This window comes from Flavobacterium undicola, assembly GCF_009909155.2.
In the GTDB taxonomy this organism is placed as follows: domain Bacteria; phylum Bacteroidota; class Bacteroidia; order Flavobacteriales; family Flavobacteriaceae; genus Flavobacterium; species Flavobacterium undicola.
Genome location: NZ_JAAAPM020000001.1, coordinates 27623 through 43417 on the forward strand (window position 1 = coordinate 27623; position 15795 = coordinate 43417).

15 protein-coding genes are annotated in these 15795 nt (G+C 34.4%); 11 read left to right on the forward strand and 4 right to left on the reverse strand.

Features of this window, described 5'->3' with window-relative positions; translation table 11 throughout:
- The first annotated feature begins 26 nt into the window (after positions 1-26).
- On the forward strand, positions 27-656 hold the full coding sequence (locus GTZ96_RS00135; RefSeq protein WP_181033114.1) for an MCP four helix bundle domain-containing protein: 630 nt from the start codon (positions 27-29) through the stop codon (positions 654-656).
- 144 nt (positions 657-800) lie between these two features.
- Positions 801-1169: a flagellar basal-body rod protein FlgG gene (locus GTZ96_RS00140; RefSeq protein WP_161640357.1), complete on the forward strand. Its 369-nt coding sequence runs from the start codon at positions 801-803 to the stop codon at positions 1167-1169.
- 48 nt (positions 1170-1217) lie between these two features.
- On the opposite strand, the gene GTZ96_RS18380 is transcribed toward GTZ96_RS00140, so the two are convergent.
- Both GTZ96_RS18380 and GTZ96_RS00150 read right to left on the reverse strand, forming a co-directional pair.
- Positions 1218-3140, reverse strand: a complete 1923-nt coding sequence (locus GTZ96_RS18380) for a DUF2207 domain-containing protein (protein ID WP_161640358.1) — start codon at positions 3138-3140, stop codon at positions 1218-1220.
- Positions 3141-3143: 3 nt separating this feature from the next.
- On the reverse strand, positions 3144-3698 hold the full coding sequence (locus GTZ96_RS00150; RefSeq protein WP_161640359.1) for a LemA family protein: 555 nt from the start codon (positions 3696-3698) through the stop codon (positions 3144-3146).
- A gap of 235 nt (positions 3699-3933) precedes the next feature.
- Here GTZ96_RS00150 and GTZ96_RS00155 point away from each other — a divergent pair, with 235 nt between their 5' ends.
- The 6 genes from GTZ96_RS00155 to GTZ96_RS00180 all read left to right on the forward strand — a co-directional run bounded on the left by GTZ96_RS00155 (position 3934) and on the right by GTZ96_RS00180 (position 9033).
- Positions 3934-4758 (forward strand): NAD-dependent epimerase/dehydratase family protein, encoded by an 825-nt coding sequence (locus GTZ96_RS00155; protein ID WP_161640570.1) that lies wholly within the window; start codon positions 3934-3936, stop codon positions 4756-4758.
- A 1-nt stretch (position 4759) separates the two neighbouring features.
- The gene (locus GTZ96_RS00160) at positions 4760-5704 is read left to right on the forward strand and encodes a DMT family transporter (protein ID WP_161640360.1); all 945 of its coding nucleotides are present in this window, start codon (positions 4760-4762) and stop codon (positions 5702-5704) included.
- A gap of 48 nt (positions 5705-5752) precedes the next feature.
- Positions 5753-6418: an SCO family protein gene (locus tag GTZ96_RS00165; protein WP_161640361.1), complete on the forward strand. Its 666-nt coding sequence runs from the start codon at positions 5753-5755 to the stop codon at positions 6416-6418.
- A gap of 144 nt (positions 6419-6562) precedes the next feature.
- Complete coding sequence (locus GTZ96_RS00170) at positions 6563-6802, forward strand: FeoA family protein (protein WP_161640362.1); 240 nt, start codon at positions 6563-6565, stop codon at positions 6800-6802.
- Positions 6802-8901, forward strand: coding sequence for a ferrous iron transport protein B (gene feoB / locus GTZ96_RS00175; protein ID WP_161640363.1), 2100 nt, complete (start codon positions 6802-6804; stop codon positions 8899-8901). The genes GTZ96_RS00170 and feoB overlap by 1 nt, the downstream gene beginning before the upstream one ends.
- A 6-nt stretch (positions 8902-8907) precedes the next feature.
- On the forward strand, positions 8908-9033 hold the full coding sequence (locus tag GTZ96_RS00180; protein ID WP_161640364.1) for a FeoB-associated Cys-rich membrane protein: 126 nt from the start codon (positions 8908-8910) through the stop codon (positions 9031-9033).
- Between the two features lie 80 nt (positions 9034-9113).
- Here the strand turns inward: GTZ96_RS00180 and GTZ96_RS00185 are convergent, their stop codons facing one another.
- Both GTZ96_RS00185 and GTZ96_RS00190 read right to left on the reverse strand, forming a co-directional pair.
- On the reverse strand, positions 9114-9767 hold the full coding sequence (locus GTZ96_RS00185; protein ID WP_161640365.1) for a metal-dependent transcriptional regulator: 654 nt from the start codon (positions 9765-9767) through the stop codon (positions 9114-9116).
- A 73-nt stretch (positions 9768-9840) separates the two neighbouring features.
- The gene (locus tag GTZ96_RS00190) at positions 9841-11712 is read right to left on the reverse strand and encodes an Nramp family divalent metal transporter (protein WP_161640366.1); all 1872 of its coding nucleotides are present in this window, start codon (positions 11710-11712) and stop codon (positions 9841-9843) included.
- A 108-nt stretch (positions 11713-11820) separates the two neighbouring features.
- Here GTZ96_RS00190 and GTZ96_RS00195 point away from each other — a divergent pair, with 108 nt between their 5' ends.
- Genes GTZ96_RS00195 through GTZ96_RS00205 form a run of 3 tightly spaced genes read left to right on the forward strand, consistent with a single transcriptional unit; the run spans position 11821 to position 15783 of the window.
- A complete protein-coding gene (locus tag GTZ96_RS00195) occupies positions 11821-14130 on the forward strand; it encodes a TonB-dependent receptor (RefSeq protein WP_161640367.1) in 2310 nt (769 codons plus the stop codon).
- Positions 14131-14137: 7 nt separating this feature from the next.
- Positions 14138-14602, forward strand: a complete 465-nt coding sequence (locus GTZ96_RS00200) for a thioredoxin family protein (RefSeq protein WP_161640368.1) — start codon at positions 14138-14140, stop codon at positions 14600-14602.
- 35 nt (positions 14603-14637) lie between these two features.
- Entirely contained in the window at positions 14638-15783 is a 1146-nt protein-coding gene (locus GTZ96_RS00205) for a lycopene cyclase family protein (RefSeq protein ID WP_161640369.1), read from the forward strand.
- The last annotated feature ends 12 nt before the right edge of the window (positions 15784-15795 follow it).

Sequence of the window (15795 nt, forward strand, 5' to 3'; positions counted from 1 at the left end):
ATCTTTCAAAATTAATTTTATTGATTATGAGAGATATAAATACTATTAATAAAAAAACAAAAGCGGCAGCTGTATTGATCTTTGTTACCATTTTACTTTTAATAAGTAATTATTTCATTGGACTTAATTCTAAAAAAACCAACGAAAGCATCAAAGCTATTTACAACGATAGATTGATGGTGAGTCATTATATTTTTCAGTATACCAATGCGATTCATCAAATAAAAATTCGTGCTATTCAAATCAATCCTAACGATTCTGAAAAACAAAATTTTGTTTCAAAACGTTTGCAAAGCATTCACCGCATTGATAAAAAATATCTGGCTACGGTTTTAACTTCTGAGGAGAAAAAGCAATTTAAAACTTTCCAAAATCAATGTGCTGCTATTGGAACCATGAATCAAAACAAAGATTGGCAAAAACTAACGCAATGGAGTGATCAAAGCTTACAAACCCTGGAAGTATTAGCTCAAATTCAAATTGATGAAGGCAAAACAGAACTAACAACAGCCAACACCTTGCACAATGGAAACAAAATTTTCGCCCAATTTGAGATGGGATTGTTCATTATCTTAGGCTGTCTTTCGGCTTATTTATTGGTTTTAAAAAAGATGAAAATAAAGATAAAAATCCCTGAATCGCCTAGTCTGAATTAAAAATGGCGAAAGAAATAAGAAGAAAGAAAAACTGCTTTTAAATCATTTAACTTCTTCTTTTTTTTAGTACAAACAACTGGTTTTTAAGTGTTTTTAATTTGTCTTTTTTGTAACTTGTACAAATTAACCTAACAATCTAAAATCATGAAAAAATCTAAACTATTTATCTTTGGGATTTTATTATTAGCAGTATTAATGGTTTCATGCAATAAGAAGCGAAACAATTTGATTAATTCATGGAAAACTACTGAGGTAGAAGCAAAAATGCCTCTCTCAGATTCTGCAAAAAATGAAATTTTAACCAAAGGAAAATTAACTTTTACTAAAGACGGACATGTTAATGGATTCTTCCAAAGCGAAATAAACGATGGTACCTATGCATTGACAAAAAAAGGTAAAACTCTCGTAATTAAAGACGAAAATGGCACTCCATACCCTTGTGGAAGCACTATTACAGAAGACAAACTGATATTAGACAGTAAAGAAATGAAAATTACCCTCACAAAAATGTAAATACATTATACCTCACTTCAAGCCACTCAAAAAATGAGTGGCTTTTTTTTACCAGCCACCTCCGCCTCCGCCGCCACCTCCGCCGCCAGAGGAGCCACCACCACCAGAACCACTTCCTCCTGAAGATGCTTGAGTTGATGCAGAGGTTATCGAATTAGATAAATTAGAATAAAATGTATTTCCAAAACTAGAACTGTTAAAACTGCTGCCATAATACCAATTATTTTGATACGTCATTGAAGCCAACTTTAACATACTAGAAAATTTTTGTCCCCAAATTTCATCAACACCTAGTACAATTGCAAAAGGAAGAATTTTTTCAAACAATTCGGGAGTCATGTTAGGAGAATTAAAAAACTTTAATTGCTCACTTTCCGCAGCTCCAATGTACATTTTATAACCTTCAATTAGAGATTGGGTTTCTAACTTCTCTTTCGATGGTTTTTTAATAAGATAAGAATAAACAACCAATGCTATAAATGATAAAACTAAAAAAATAAAACAAATCAAATAATTACAATCTTCTTTAAGATCAAAATTAAAATCAACAGTTCCACTAAAAAAACAGAAAAGAATAAAAGGCATAAACCAAACAAAACGTGATGAAACGGAATAACCTTTTACTAAAAAAGTAAAAACTACAAAGAAAAAAAGTAAGATAAAATACAACCACAATCCAATTACAGCGTTTTTAGGGCCACAAAAAAACAATCCTAAACCATAAACTGCTGAAATAATTAACGCTGGTAATCCTAATTTAGACCTATTGTTTCCTTCATCTAAAAAATTATCATGTTGAAATTTTAAATTACTTTTAAAATCATCTAAAATAAATTTCACCTTTTGATTGTACTTCTCTTCAATTTCAAAAAGATCACCTTCATCAAATAATTTATCCATCAAAACAGATTCTTCTTTAGGCAAATAAACATCTGATTCTTTTAACTTTTCAAGCGCAAAAGTTTTTGTAGAAGATAGCCCAAAAAACTGTGAATCATCACGCTCAGTTATTTTCAAATATCCTTTTATCGCAAGATTTACTATAGATGCTGTTATTAATCTATTACTAAAGCTACCTTCTTTCAAATAACCAAGAGAAGCAGGAGAAAGATTTTGCGGTGTATCAAATTGCGGATAAACAACAGGAGCTTGTGGATCAACACCATACTCAGACCATGCTTTATAAAAATACATCATCAATCCTATAAAAGCTAGAACTGAAAAAATTAAAATCCCATATTGTTTCAAAAAACCTGGAGGCGGTGGTGGTAAAATCACTCCTTTATTGAATCCAACTGCAATTGTAAGCCCTTCTTCAACATCTAAATTGTTAGCAGCCCAAATGATTTTATTATTCGAAATTTTCTCTGAAATACAATTTTGAGATTTTGAACCATACACTCCTGTATAACAAGAATATTGGAGAATACTTGCTCCTGAAGGCAAACTTACGGTTGCCGAAATGGTATCAACAGCAAAATTCCAGGCATTTCCGTTAACATTCCAATACAGCTCATCGTACTTATCAAAAAAACCAATTTGATTCTCGGTTTGATAGGTGATTTCGTATTCGTAAATACCCACAGGAAGAAATATGTCTTTGTTCCCAATATAAATATTTTCATATCCATTTTCATTTTGAACATGATAATCTTCAGAAAGGCCATCTTTTTTTACAGCAATAATATCATATTTTACTCTAAAGTTCTTCCCATTTAAGTTTCGATTTTCCGGTAAAGAACGAAAAATACCTCTCTTGATTTTTCCCCCTTTTGCAATAACTTTAATTGTTTCGGTAACTCTGAGCGATGCATTTTTACCTACAACAATATTAGATTTAAAAGAAAGAATCCGTTCTGATTGATTAATTACTAAAGAATCCTGATTTTCATGTAAAACAACAGATTCCTGGGATTGACCAAATGTAGCAATCCCAAAAAGACACCAAAAAAATAAAAAAAGATGTTTCACAACTTAAAATTTCACTTGTGGAACTTCTCTCTCACTGACATTTGTCAATTCAAAAAATGGAGATTTAGCAAAATGAAATGCCCCAGCAATAATGTTGCTTGGGAAAGATTCCACTAAGGTATTGTTCTCACGAACGGTTCCGTTATAATACCTTCTGGCTTTTTCAATATCACCTTCCAAATTAGAAAGTTCCAATTGAAGTTGTTGGAAATTCGAATTGGCTTTCAAATCAGGATATTGTTCAGCAACAGCATTTAAATTTAACATTGCCTGACTCAGATTTTTTTCTGCAACTTCCTTTTCTTCTACACTTTGTGCCCCCATTGCTTGCACTCTAGCTCGAGTCACGCTATCTAAAGTTTCGCGTTCATGTGTTGCATATCCCTTAACGGTTTCTATCAAATTAGGAATTAAATCATAACGTTTTTTCAACATAACGTCAATACTACTCCATGCTTCCTGAACAAGGTTTTTTAATTTTACCAAATTGTTATAAATAGAGACGGCGTACAAAAGAAAGAGAACAACTATTGCTAAAAAAATAAATGCTATTGCCATAATTATGAATTTAAATAGTTCTAAAGATAAATATTTTTTCAAACTAGCGTTCGAATTTTATTACAAAAAACTTTTTTTAATGTTATTAGCATCTTTTTTAAGATGATTATTCAATTCTCTTTAAGATAAATTCAAAAAAACAACTTAATTCTGTAACCTAAAAAAACAAGCTAGTGTTACCATAAAAGTCAAATAATTATGTAGAAATTTGCAATCTGAATTAATTGAAGGCAAAATGACACAAATAAGTATTTTAGGTTGCGGATGGCTGGGACTTCCTTTGGCGAAAGCGGTATTGAAAGAAGGTTTTCAAGTAAAAGGCTCTACTACATCGGCAGAAAAATTGGCAACTTTAGAAAGTTCTGGAATTCAAAGCTTTTTATTGGCTTTAGATTCTACTACTGTTCCTGATGTCTTTGCTGATTTTTTAGCAGCCAGCGAAACACTTATTATTGCAATTCCACCTAAACTAAGAGGAAAAAACAAGGATTACTCGGATGCTCACAATAATTCCTTTGTTAAAAAGATAGAAAATCTGCTTCCGTATATCCAAAAATCTTCAGTAGAAAATGTGTTGTTTATCAGTTCCACTGCGGTGTATGGAGAAGCAAACGATGTGGTTGACGAAAATACCCTTCCCGTCCCTGTTACCGAAAGTGGCAAACAATTACTTGAAATTGAGCAATTATTATTAGCGAATACGCATTTCAAAACTACTATTTTGCGTTTTGGAGGTTTAATTGGTGAAGATCGAAATCCCGCCCGATTCTTAGCCGGAAAAGAAAATGTTGCTAATCCCGAAGCGCCAATTAACCTGATTGATCTTGAAGATTGCATTGGTATTATTCTGAAAATCTTGGCTACGAATATCTGGAACACGACGCTAAATGCGGTGACTCCTTTTCATCCCAGCAGAGAAGTCTATTATACTGAAAAAGCAGTGGCCGAAAAACTAATTCCACCCAGCTTCAATCATGAAAATCCTTCGATAGGAAAAACTATTTTAAGTGATTATCTGACAGAAAAACTAAACTATACTTTTACTAAAAACCCTTTATAAGGTGATTCATAAAATAAAAAACAGCTTTTCGACTAAAATCAATGCTATTGGATTACCAATTTTAGCGCTGATTTGGGTTGGCTTTTTTTGGGGAACCACCTGGATTGCCTCTAAAGAAGGAGTGCGATACATCCCCGGAATTCAGATGGCAGCAATTCGCCAATTTATTGCCGGATTACTTTATATTCTTTTTTTCTTATTTACCAAAGCGCCTTGGCCTAAAGGCAAACAATGGAAAACCATCATCATTCTTGCCGTATTGAATTTTACGTTGAGTAATGGTTTGAGTACTGCCGGTGTAAAATACATCAGCAGCGGACTGGGCGCAATTATTGCTGCTATTTTCCCTATTTGGGTGGTGATTATTTCTTTTTTTAGAGGTGAGCGAATTGCCAAATTAGCCGTAACAGGCACCCTAATTAGTTTCGTAGGCATTTGTGTCATATTCTATGAACATCTGTGTGATTTCCTGATTGCTGATTTCAGACTGGGTATCATATTGTCGATTATAGCAACGATTACCTGGGCTTTTGGAACACTTTATACAAAGAAAAAAGCAGCTTCTTTCAATCCTTATTTCAGTCTGGGATTGCAAATGTTTATTTCCAGCATATTACTATTTGCCTATAATGGAGCTACCGGAATTTCGGTGAGCCTAAGCGAAATCCCAGCGAACACCTGGTATGCCATTGCTTACTTGGTTATTGTGGGTTCGCTGATTACTTTTACTATTTTCATCTATTCTTTACAAAATCTTCCCCCTGAAGTAAGCAGTATTTATGCTTATATGAATCCAGTAGTTGCGGTTCTTTTAGGTGCTGCACTATTTGGAGAATCACTGAGTCTTTCTATTGCATTAGGTGGTTCGGTTACGCTGTTGGGACTTTATCTGGTTAATCAATCTCTCAGACAAAGTCGCAAAAAAACAAACATATTAATTAAGTAAAGCTTCCAGATTTCCAAGACAGTTTTTGTACTTTTGCAAAAAAAATTCATGAAATCTGTTTTACATAAATACCGAATCTTCATTGGTATCTTTTTTATTTTTTCAGCAGTTACACTTTCTCTTTTTTATGGCGCTTTAAAACCTAAAAAAACACTTCCTATTTACAATCCTGCCGATGTAAATCCGGAATTAGTGGATAGCACCGTTCAATATATCAGTAAATACCATACTATAGCCGATTTTTCGTTTACCAATCAAAACGGAAAAACCATCACCCAAAAAGATTACGAAGGAAAAATTTATGTTGCCGATTTCTTCTTTACTAGCTGTGGTTCTATTTGTCCAAAAATGACCACTAATTTAGTTGATGTTCAAAAAGCGATTCGCAACAATCCAAAGGTAATGTTACTGTCGCATACGGTTTTTCCGGAAGTTGACAGTGTTGCAGTCCTGAAAACCTATGCTATAAAACATGGCGTTGACGACAGCAAATGGAATCTGGTTACCGGAGATAAAAAAGAAATTTATACGATGGCCAGAAAATCTTATTTGGCAGTAAAACTAGGCAAGCCCAGCGAATTATATGATATGGTTCACACTGAAAACTTTGTATTAGTAGATACTAAAAGAAGAGTTCGTGGTTTTTATGACGGCACTAAAAAAGAAGAAATTCAACGACTCATAGAAGACATTAACTTCCTTTGTTCCGAATAAAAATACTATTCGAAAAGACAATAAAACAGAAATGTGTATTGTATGCTTTACTTAATTCTAATTAAAACATAAAACTGATAATTATCATTCGAGTTAGCAATATAATATGTATTTTTGCAATCTTAATTCAATCTAAATAAGACCTTGCGTACCACTATAAATTCATTAAAAAAGAGCGAAAAAGCAATCATCAAAGATTTTGATATTGATATCATTCCTTTGAAGTTACTTGAAATGGGTTGCTTACCAGGAAATACGGTCGAATTACTTCAAATAGCTCCTTTTGGAGATCCATTGTACTTAGATGTAAATGGTTCTCATCTGGCCATTCGCGTAGAAACGGCTAGAGAAATTGAAGTTGAAATAATCAAAACGGAGTTTTAATGATTCATCAGAATATTAACGTAGCTTTAATTGGAAATCCCAACGTTGGAAAAACTTCGGTTTTCAACCAACTTACGGGATTGAACCAACAGGTAGGAAACTATCCTGGAATTACGGTGGAGAAAAAAATAGGTTTTTGCAAATTACCTCATAACATCAAAGCGAACATTCTCGATTTACCTGGAACCTATAGCCTTAACGCCAGTTCTATTGATGAGAATGTAGTAATAGAGCTGCTATTAAATAAAAACGATAAGTTATACCCTGATGTAGCGCTGGTAGTTACTGATGTCGAAAACTTAAAACGAAACTTACTGCTTTTTACCCAAATAAAAGACCTTGAAATCCCTACCATCTTAGTCATTAACATGGCGGATCGAATGGAAAGCAAAGGAATTTCACTTGACATTCCCTATCTTGAAGAGCAATTAAAAACAAAAATTGCCCTAATCAGTTCGAGAAAATCGCAGGGTATTGAGGAATTAAAAAACCTTATTGTAACCTACAAATCCATTTCGGCTGAGCCTTGTTTGAATGCTTCTATCATTGACAAAGAATATTTTAATAACTTACAAAAAGCATTTCCTGACCAATTGTTATACAAACTTTGGTTAGTAATTACTCAGGATGTCAATTTCTTAAATTTAGAACGTAAAGAAATACAGGGGCCGTTTACCAAATCGCATACCGAATTAAAGCGTTTACAGCAGCAAGAAACCATTAAACGCTATCAATTCATCAATGATGTTTTAAAAGTAGGATTGGCTGTTGACAGCAGTGTTGCAAAAGATTTTCGTTCAAAATTAGATCGCGTACTAACGCATAAATTTTGGGGATACATCATTTTCTTTGTAATCCTTTTTGTAATTTTCCAATCTATTTTTGATTGGTCTTCTGTTCCAATGGATTTCATCGACAGTACTTTTGCTACTTTAAGCACAATGGCTGCTGAGCATTTACCTGAAGGTATTTTAACCGATTTAATCTCACAGGGAATCATTCCGGGAATTGGAGGAATCTTAATTTTTATTCCACAAATTGCCTTCTTATTTCTCTTTATATCCATACTGGAAGAAAGCGGCTATATGAGTCGCGTAGTTTTTATTATGGATAAAATCATGCGCCGTTTTGGACTATCTGGAAAAAGTGTCGTTCCTTTAATTTCTGGAACAGCTTGTGCTATTCCAGCTATTATGGCAACCCGAAATATCGAAAACTGGAAAGAGCGTTTGATTACCATTCTTGTAACACCTTTTACTACCTGTTCAGCAAGATTACCCGTTTACGCCATTATTATTGCACTGGTAATACCAAATCATCGCGTACTGGGATTCTTAAACCTTCAAGGCTTAACATTGATGCTATTGTATTTATTAGGTTTTGGAATGGCAATATTCTCTGCTTATGTGCTGAACAAAGTCATGAAAATAAGCGGTAAAACTTTTTTTGTGGTCGAAATGCCCAATTATAAATTGCCTTTATTTAAAAACGTGGCAATCAATGTGATCGAAAAAACAAAAGCCTTTATCTCAGGTGCCGGAAAAATAATCTTAGCCATTTCAATTATACTATGGTTTTTAGCCTCTTATGGTCCTGGTGAAAAATTCAAAAATGCCGAAACCATTATCAGCACACAAGCCAATAATCATTCGCTTTCAAAAACCGAAATCAACAATAGAATTGCGGCTTTTAAACTGGAGAATTCCTATATCGGAATCATGGGTAAAACAATCGAGCCTGTCATTTCCCCTTTAGGATACGATTGGAAAATAGGCATTGCCATTATTAGTTCTTTTGCAGCAAGAGAAGTATTTGTGGGTACTTTAGCTACTATCTATAGTGTGGGAGGAACGGACAACGAAACTACCATCAAGAATAAAATGGAATCCGAAATTCATCCCATAACAGGAGCCAAAATATTTAATTTTGCTAGTGGAATATCGCTATTGTTATTCTATGCTTTTGCGCTGCAATGTGCCAGTACACTTGCAATCACTAAAAAAGAAACCAATAGTTGGAAATGGCCATTAGGACAGCTTATCTTTATGAGTAGTTTTGCTTATATTACAGCCTTAATAGCTTTTCAAATTCTAAAATAAACAAAGATGTTTCAAGAAATCATAGCTTTTTTAGCCCTTGGAATTGCAGTTATCTATCTTTTTAAAAAATTCATTTTAAAGAAGAAGAAAAAGGATAAAGATTGCGGAGGTGGTGATTGCGGATGTCATTAAAAAACACTTGAAACATATAAGTCATTTAAGTTTTCTATAAATAAATTAGAAAACTTAAATGACTTATATGTTTTAAATTACTAATCCAATTTTACAAAAAGATTACTGGCAATTTTACTGGAGACATTTAAAAGAGCATCATCTACTTTGATTCGAAGCGAAAGGTCAAAACTTTCTTTCCCCATAATTTCAATGGTAGAACCTAAGGCAATTCCTTGTTTGTCGAGGTATTTTAAAAACTCCGAAGAAGTATCTTTTACCCCTACGCAAATTCCTTTTTGTCCTTCGGATAGTTCAGAAAGTAATTGTTTATCGATTTTAGGAAGCTGTCCCTGAGCATTCGGAATAGGATCTCCATGAGGATCTTCGGTAGGATTCCCTAAAAAATCATCCAGTTTATTGATCAGTTTTTCTGACTTTATATGTTCTAATTGCTCGGCGATATCGTGTACCTCATCCCAGGAAAAAGCTAATTTTTCGACCAGGAAAACTTCCCAAAGGCGGTGTTTTCTAACAATCATTTTAGCTTCTAATTTTCCCTGATCGGTCAAGGTAACTCCCTGGTACTTTTTATAATTAACCAAATCTTTTTCGGCTAACTTCTTCAGCATATCCGTTACTGATGAGGCCTTGGTTTCCATCACTTCGGCGATAGCATTGGTACTTACTCCCGAGCTTAAAACTACGGTAAGATGATAGATTGCTTTAAGATAATTTTCTTCTGAAAAAGTCATTTTTTGAAAGGTTCTAAGGTTCTAAGGTCAAAAGCATCAAAGGAAAAACCTCAGAAACTCAGTACCTCAGCAACTATTTTTTAACAATCAACAAAGGTATCGAAATTTTATGACGCAAATCGTCTACTGTAGTACCAAAAATCAAATCTTTAAAGCCCGTATGTCCGTGGGTTCCCATAACCAAAATATCAAATTCAGCCGCATTTACAATCTTAGGAATTACTTTGTTTGGTTTACCAAAACCCAATTGGACTTCCACTTTAAAACCTTTTTGCGAAAGCATTTCCTGATATTCTTTCAATAATTTTTCGTCAACTATGGTTTCGTGATCGTCAATATTTTCACCATAAACCATTGCGCCCACGGTTTCTACCACATGAATTAAAGTATAATTTGCTTCCTTTCCTCCCAATTCGAAAGCACTATTCAACGCAATTTCATCAGCCGAAGAAAAATCTACCGAAACAGCAATATTCTTTTTAGCATAGTTTTCTACTTCAGAAAAATGCAATTTCAAATGATGTGGTGAGTGATTTTGAATGGCAATTTTTGATTTGGTAATAAAAGGTTTAAAAACGATATAAAGCAATAATCCTAAGAAACCAAAGGCCAAAGGAACTACCGTAAACCAAAGTACAATTGGGTTTTCAGAAGTTTCAAGCCATCCATCAATTTCGTTGTAAACTAATTTTGCATTCAATGAAACAATAATGGAAGCAATAATCCAGGCCGCAATTTGAGTCGTTTTAGAAATATGAAATCCTTTCATTTTCGATTTATCACTCACAAAATGAATCAACGGAATAATCGCAAAACCCAGCTGTAAACTCAAAATTACCTGACTCAAAATCAATAATTTTCCTGTTACACTTTCGCCATAAATTAAAATAACAATAACCGCTGGAATAATAGCAATTAATCGGGTAATGATTCTTCTAACCCAAGGTTGAATTCTTAGATTCAAATAACCTTCCATCACAATTTGCCCTGCTAAAGTGCCCGTTACTGTTGAACTTTGTCCTGCAGCAATTAAGGCTACGGCAAACAAAACAGGTGCCCATTTGGTTCCTAAAAGTGGCTCTAAAAACTGATGTGCATCCTGAATTTCGGCAACTTCAAACATTCCATTTCTATAAAATGTGGCTGCTGCCAAAATTAAAATAGCAGCGTTTACAAAAAATGCCAAGTTTAAAGCTATGGTCGAATCGATAAAATTATATTTCAAAGCCTGCTTGATCCCGGCAGTTGTTCTGTCAAAATTTCTGGTTTGTACCAATGACGAATGCAAATACAAATTATGTGGCATCACAGTTGCTCCAATAATCCCGATGGCTATATACAACGCAGCCTCAGTAGGCATTGTAGGAATCAATCCCAGAATAACCTTATCCATTTCAGGCTGTGCAAAAATCATTTCGAAAATAAACGAAATCCCAATCACAACAACTAATGTGATGATGAAAGCTTCCATTTTTCGGATGCCTTTATTGATTAAGAACAATAGTAAAAAAGTATCCAAAACCGTGATTAAAACCCCTTCGATTAACGGAATATCAAATAACAAATTAATACCTATTGCCATCCCCAAAACCTCAGCCAAATCACAGGCTGCAATAGCAATCTCTGCCAAAAAATACAGAATATAATTAATAACAGGAGAATAGGTTTCTCTGGAAGCCTGAGCCAAGTCACGTTGGGTAACAATTCCAAGTCGCGCGCTTAAACTTTGTAAAAGCAACGCCATTAAATTACTCATTAGCAATACCCATAGCAACGAATAACCAAACTGGCTTCCTCCAGCAATATCTGTCGCCCAGTTTCCCGGATCCATATACCCTACACTTACTAAATAAGCAGGCCCAAAAAAGGCTAATATTTTTTTAAAAACGGATTTTTGATTCTGTGTCGAAACCGACTGATGAACTTCTTCAAGTGATTTTCCCATTGTATATTCTAACTGACTGAGGCAAATATAATTATATTTTTTTGTTTATTGAAATATTATTTTTAGATTTGCCTAAATTTATATTTAAATACAAACTAAATTATAATTGTGAAAAATCTAATTTTATCTTTTTCTTTTCTTTTACCTACTCTTTTAATTGCTCAAACGAGTATCAAAGGAAAGATTATGTCTGGCGGAACACCATTGCAACTAGCAAATATTAGCTTAAAAAAAGCCAACAAATCAACCATAAGTGATGCTGAGGGGGCTTATACTTTAAAAAACGTTGCCTTTGGCGAGTATGACATTATCGCTTCATATATCGGTTATAAAACCGAAACCAAAAAAATTAAGGTGACTGACAGCACTGAAGTTATGATTGATTTTAATTTAAAAGAAAACAATACACTCGATGAAGTGGTAGTGACAGGAACATTGAAACCGGTGAGCCGTCTGGAAAGTCCGGTACCTGTAGAAGTCTACAAGCCTACTTTCTTCAAGAAAAATCCAACAGCCAATATTTTTGATGCTTTACAAAACGTCAATGGTGTACGACCACAATTGAACTGCAATATCTGCAACACGGGAGACATTCACATTAACGGACTGGAAGGACCTTATACTCTGGTTTTAATTGACGGAATGCCAATTGTAAGCGGACTTTCGACAGTTTATGGATTATCAGGAATCCCTAATTCTCTGTTAGAACGAATAGAGATTGTGAAAGGCCCGGCTTCTTCACTTTACGGAAGCGAGGCTGTGGGTGGCTTAATCAATATCATCACTAAAAACCCAAAAAACGCACCAGTTTTCTCAGCAGATGCATTTGCTACCAGTTGGGGTGAAATGAATTTCGATTTAGGTTTCAAAGGAAACGTCAGCAAAACAGCTTCCGTATTAACAGGAATAAATTATTTCAATTACAGCAACCCTGTTGATAATAACAATGACAATTTCACCGATGTTACTTTATCAGATCGTATTTCCGTTTTTCAAAAATGGAATTTCAATCGAAAAAGCAACAAACTGCTTTCGGTGGCCGGACGCTTTTTCTATGAAGACCGATGGGGTGGTGAAATGCATTGGGAGAAAAAATACCGTGGTGGAAGTGACGTTTATGGTGAAAGTATTTACACCAAACGCTGGGAATTATTAGGAGCTTATGAATTGCCTGTAAAAGAAAAAATGCTATTCTCCTTCTCTTACACTGACCACGACCAAAACTCAGTATATGGAGACATCCCGTATCTGGCTAAACAACGCATTGGTTTCGGACAACTGACTTTAGACAAAAACATAGGTCAACATGATTTACTTTTTGGTACAGCCATCCGTTACCAATATTATGATGACAATACACCTGCTACGACAAAAGAAGACATCAATTGGATTCCGAGTTTGTTTGTTCAAGACGAAATAACATTGCATGAAAATCACAAACTTCTTTTGGGTGCACGATACGATTACAACAAAAATCACGGCAATATTTTCACACCAAGACTGGCTTATAAATGGAAAATTAACGACAATAATATTTTGCGATTCAATACAGGAACGGGATTCAGGATTGTCAATCTTTTCACCGAAGAACATGCCGCATTGACCGGTTCTCGTGATGTTATTGTGCTTGAAGAACTGAAACCGGAGCGATCTTACAATGCGAATCTGAATTACCTGAAGAAAATTTTTACCAAAAACGGCAACTTCATCGGATTCGAAACAACAGCATGGTATACTCATTTTTCCAATTCTATTATTCCGGATTATGATACCAATCCAAATCAGATTATCTACAAAAATTTAGATGGATACGCCGTTACCAAAGGAATCAGTACCAATATCGACATGGTTTTCAACTCCGGTTTAAAATTGATTCTGGGAGCAACCTATATGGACGTCACCAAAACCGAAAACGGAATTAAAACCCGTCAAATGTTAACGGAAAAATTCACAGGAACCTGGGCTATTTCGTATCGTATCAATAAATTATTCCTTGATGTTGACTACACTGGTAATTTATATGGCCCTATGCGTTTACCTCTGCTAGGTAACTTAGACCCAAGAAAACCCTATTCCCCAACATGGAGCATTCAGAACATCCAGTTTACTTTCAATAAATTTAAAAATATAGAAATTTATGCCGGTGTAAAAAACCTGTTGAACTGGACTCCTAACAAAGGAAATCCGTTTATCATTGCCCGTGCCAACGATCCTTTTGATGATAATGTGATAATTTCTGATGGAAATCCAGACAAAAAAGAGAATTATGGTATAAAAGACCCGTTAGTGTTAGTTCCAAATGGTCAGGTAGTCGACACAACAGACAATCCGTATGCTTTAACTTTCGATCCCGGTTATGTTTACGGGCCGAACCAAGGCATTCGCAGCTTTTTCGGATTGCGCTATACTTTGAAATAATAAAAAGATGAAAAAAAGGCTATTCATATTATTGATTTTCTTTTGGGCGATTCCATCCGGTTTTGCCCAATTGAAAACCTATTCGTTTGAAGAAGCCGAGCAATTAGCCGCAAAAAACCCAAAACCCTTTGTCGTTTTCACCCATACTTCCTGGTGCAAATTCTGTAAAATGATGGAAAATTCGACTTTTAAAAATGTCGAAATCAGCAATAAATTAAACGACTCTTTTTATTTCATCGCTTTGGACGCTGAGGACAAAAAAGACATTAGGTTCAACAAGCATACCTTTCAATACCAACCCACCGGAACCAATACCGGCATTCACGAACTCGCCACTGCATTAGCCAGCAGTAACAATCAGGTCAGTTATCCCACATTGACTATTTTAGATTCGGATTATTCTATTGTATTCCAGCAAGCTTCCTATCTAAAAACCCAGGACTTACTTGAAATTCTTGAGAAAATAAAATAATTGGTTACTTTTGGAAATCACTTTCCAAAACCAACATGAAACACTACCATTACATTTTTACTGGAACAGGTTTAGCCGCATTAATGATGGTCTATAAGATGGTACAATCCGGAAAATATAATGACAAAAGCATTTTGTTATTGGATGAGGATTCAAAAAAAACAAATGACAGAACTTGGTGTTTTTGGGAAAAAGAAAATTCGATTTGGGAATCCATCGTTTCAAAAAAATGGAATTATGCCTTGTTTGCCAATGAGAATTTTAATCGAAATTTAAAATTACAACCTTATCAATACTGTAAAATTCAAGGATTAGATTTTTATAATTTTGTTTTTGAATTGCTTTTGAAAGAAAAAAACATCAGTTTTTTAAATGAAAAAGTAACCAACATCAACGAACTGGAAAATCACGTTTATGTTGCTACCGAAAATAATTCGTTTACTTGCGATCAGGTTTTTAACAGTATTTACAATAAAGCAGCTGTTGCTAAGCAAACGAAATTTCCTCTATTGCAACAGCATTTTATTGGTTGGAGTATAAAATCAACCGAAGCGGTTTTCAATCCGGAACAAGCCACTTTTATGGATTTTTCGGTTGCCCAAAAAGGCAATACCCGATTCATGTATGTGTTGCCTATCTCTAAAAACGAAGCTTTGATAGAATACACACTTTTCTCTGCTGAACTTTTGGAAAAAGAAGAATACGAATTGGAAATTGAAAATTACATTCAGAAACTAGGCATTCAAAATTTCGAAATAACAGAAAAAGAACAAAGCAGCATCCCAATGACTTGCTATCCTTTTTGGGAAAAAAACAGCAAACGCGTACTCAACATTGGCACAGCAGGCGGATGGACAAAAGCCAGTACGGGTTATACTTTTAAAAATGCTGATAAAAAATCATCGCAATTAATTGCCTTTCTTCAACAAGAAACCGATTTTAGAAAATTCCACCGCAAAAACAGATTTTGGTTCTACGACTTACTTTTGTTGGATATTCTGCACCAAAAAAACGAATTGGGTTCTCGTATTTTTTCTTCGATGTTTAAAAATGGAAATCCTGCTTTAATTTTTAAATTTCTGGACGAAGAAACTTCATTGATCGAAGACATCAAAATCATTCTAAAATGTCCTAAAATGCTTTTTATAAAAGCATTATTTAAATCGGGACGCTATTTATAATTTCGAAAATGA

Excerpts from the sequence above, each read along its gene's own strand:
- GTZ96_RS00135 (WP_181033114.1), top strand. The coding sequence starts at position 27 with ATGAGAGATATAAATACTATTAATAAAAAAACAAAAGCGGCAGCTGTA.
- GTZ96_RS00140 (WP_161640357.1), top strand. The coding sequence starts at position 801 with ATGAAAAAATCTAAACTATTTATCTTTGGGATTTTATTATTAGCAGTA.
- GTZ96_RS00150 (WP_161640359.1), bottom strand. The coding sequence starts at position 3,698 with ATGGCAATAGCATTTATTTTTTTAGCAATAGTTGTTCTCTTTCTTTTG.
- GTZ96_RS00155 (WP_161640570.1), top strand. The coding sequence starts at position 3,934 with ATGACACAAATAAGTATTTTAGGTTGCGGATGGCTGGGACTTCCTTTG.
- GTZ96_RS00165 (WP_161640361.1), top strand. The coding sequence starts at position 5,753 with ATGAAATCTGTTTTACATAAATACCGAATCTTCATTGGTATCTTTTTT.
- feoB (WP_161640363.1), top strand. The coding sequence starts at position 6,802 with ATGATTCATCAGAATATTAACGTAGCTTTAATTGGAAATCCCAACGTT.
- GTZ96_RS00180 (WP_161640364.1), top strand. The coding sequence starts at position 8,908 with ATGTTTCAAGAAATCATAGCTTTTTTAGCCCTTGGAATTGCAGTTATC.
- GTZ96_RS00185 (WP_161640365.1), bottom strand. The coding sequence starts at position 9,767 with ATGACTTTTTCAGAAGAAAATTATCTTAAAGCAATCTATCATCTTACC.
- GTZ96_RS00190 (WP_161640366.1), bottom strand. The coding sequence starts at position 11,712 with ATGGGAAAATCACTTGAAGAAGTTCATCAGTCGGTTTCGACACAGAAT.
- GTZ96_RS00200 (WP_161640368.1), top strand. The coding sequence starts at position 14,138 with ATGAAAAAAAGGCTATTCATATTATTGATTTTCTTTTGGGCGATTCCA.
- GTZ96_RS00205 (WP_161640369.1), top strand. The coding sequence starts at position 14,638 with ATGAAACACTACCATTACATTTTTACTGGAACAGGTTTAGCCGCATTA.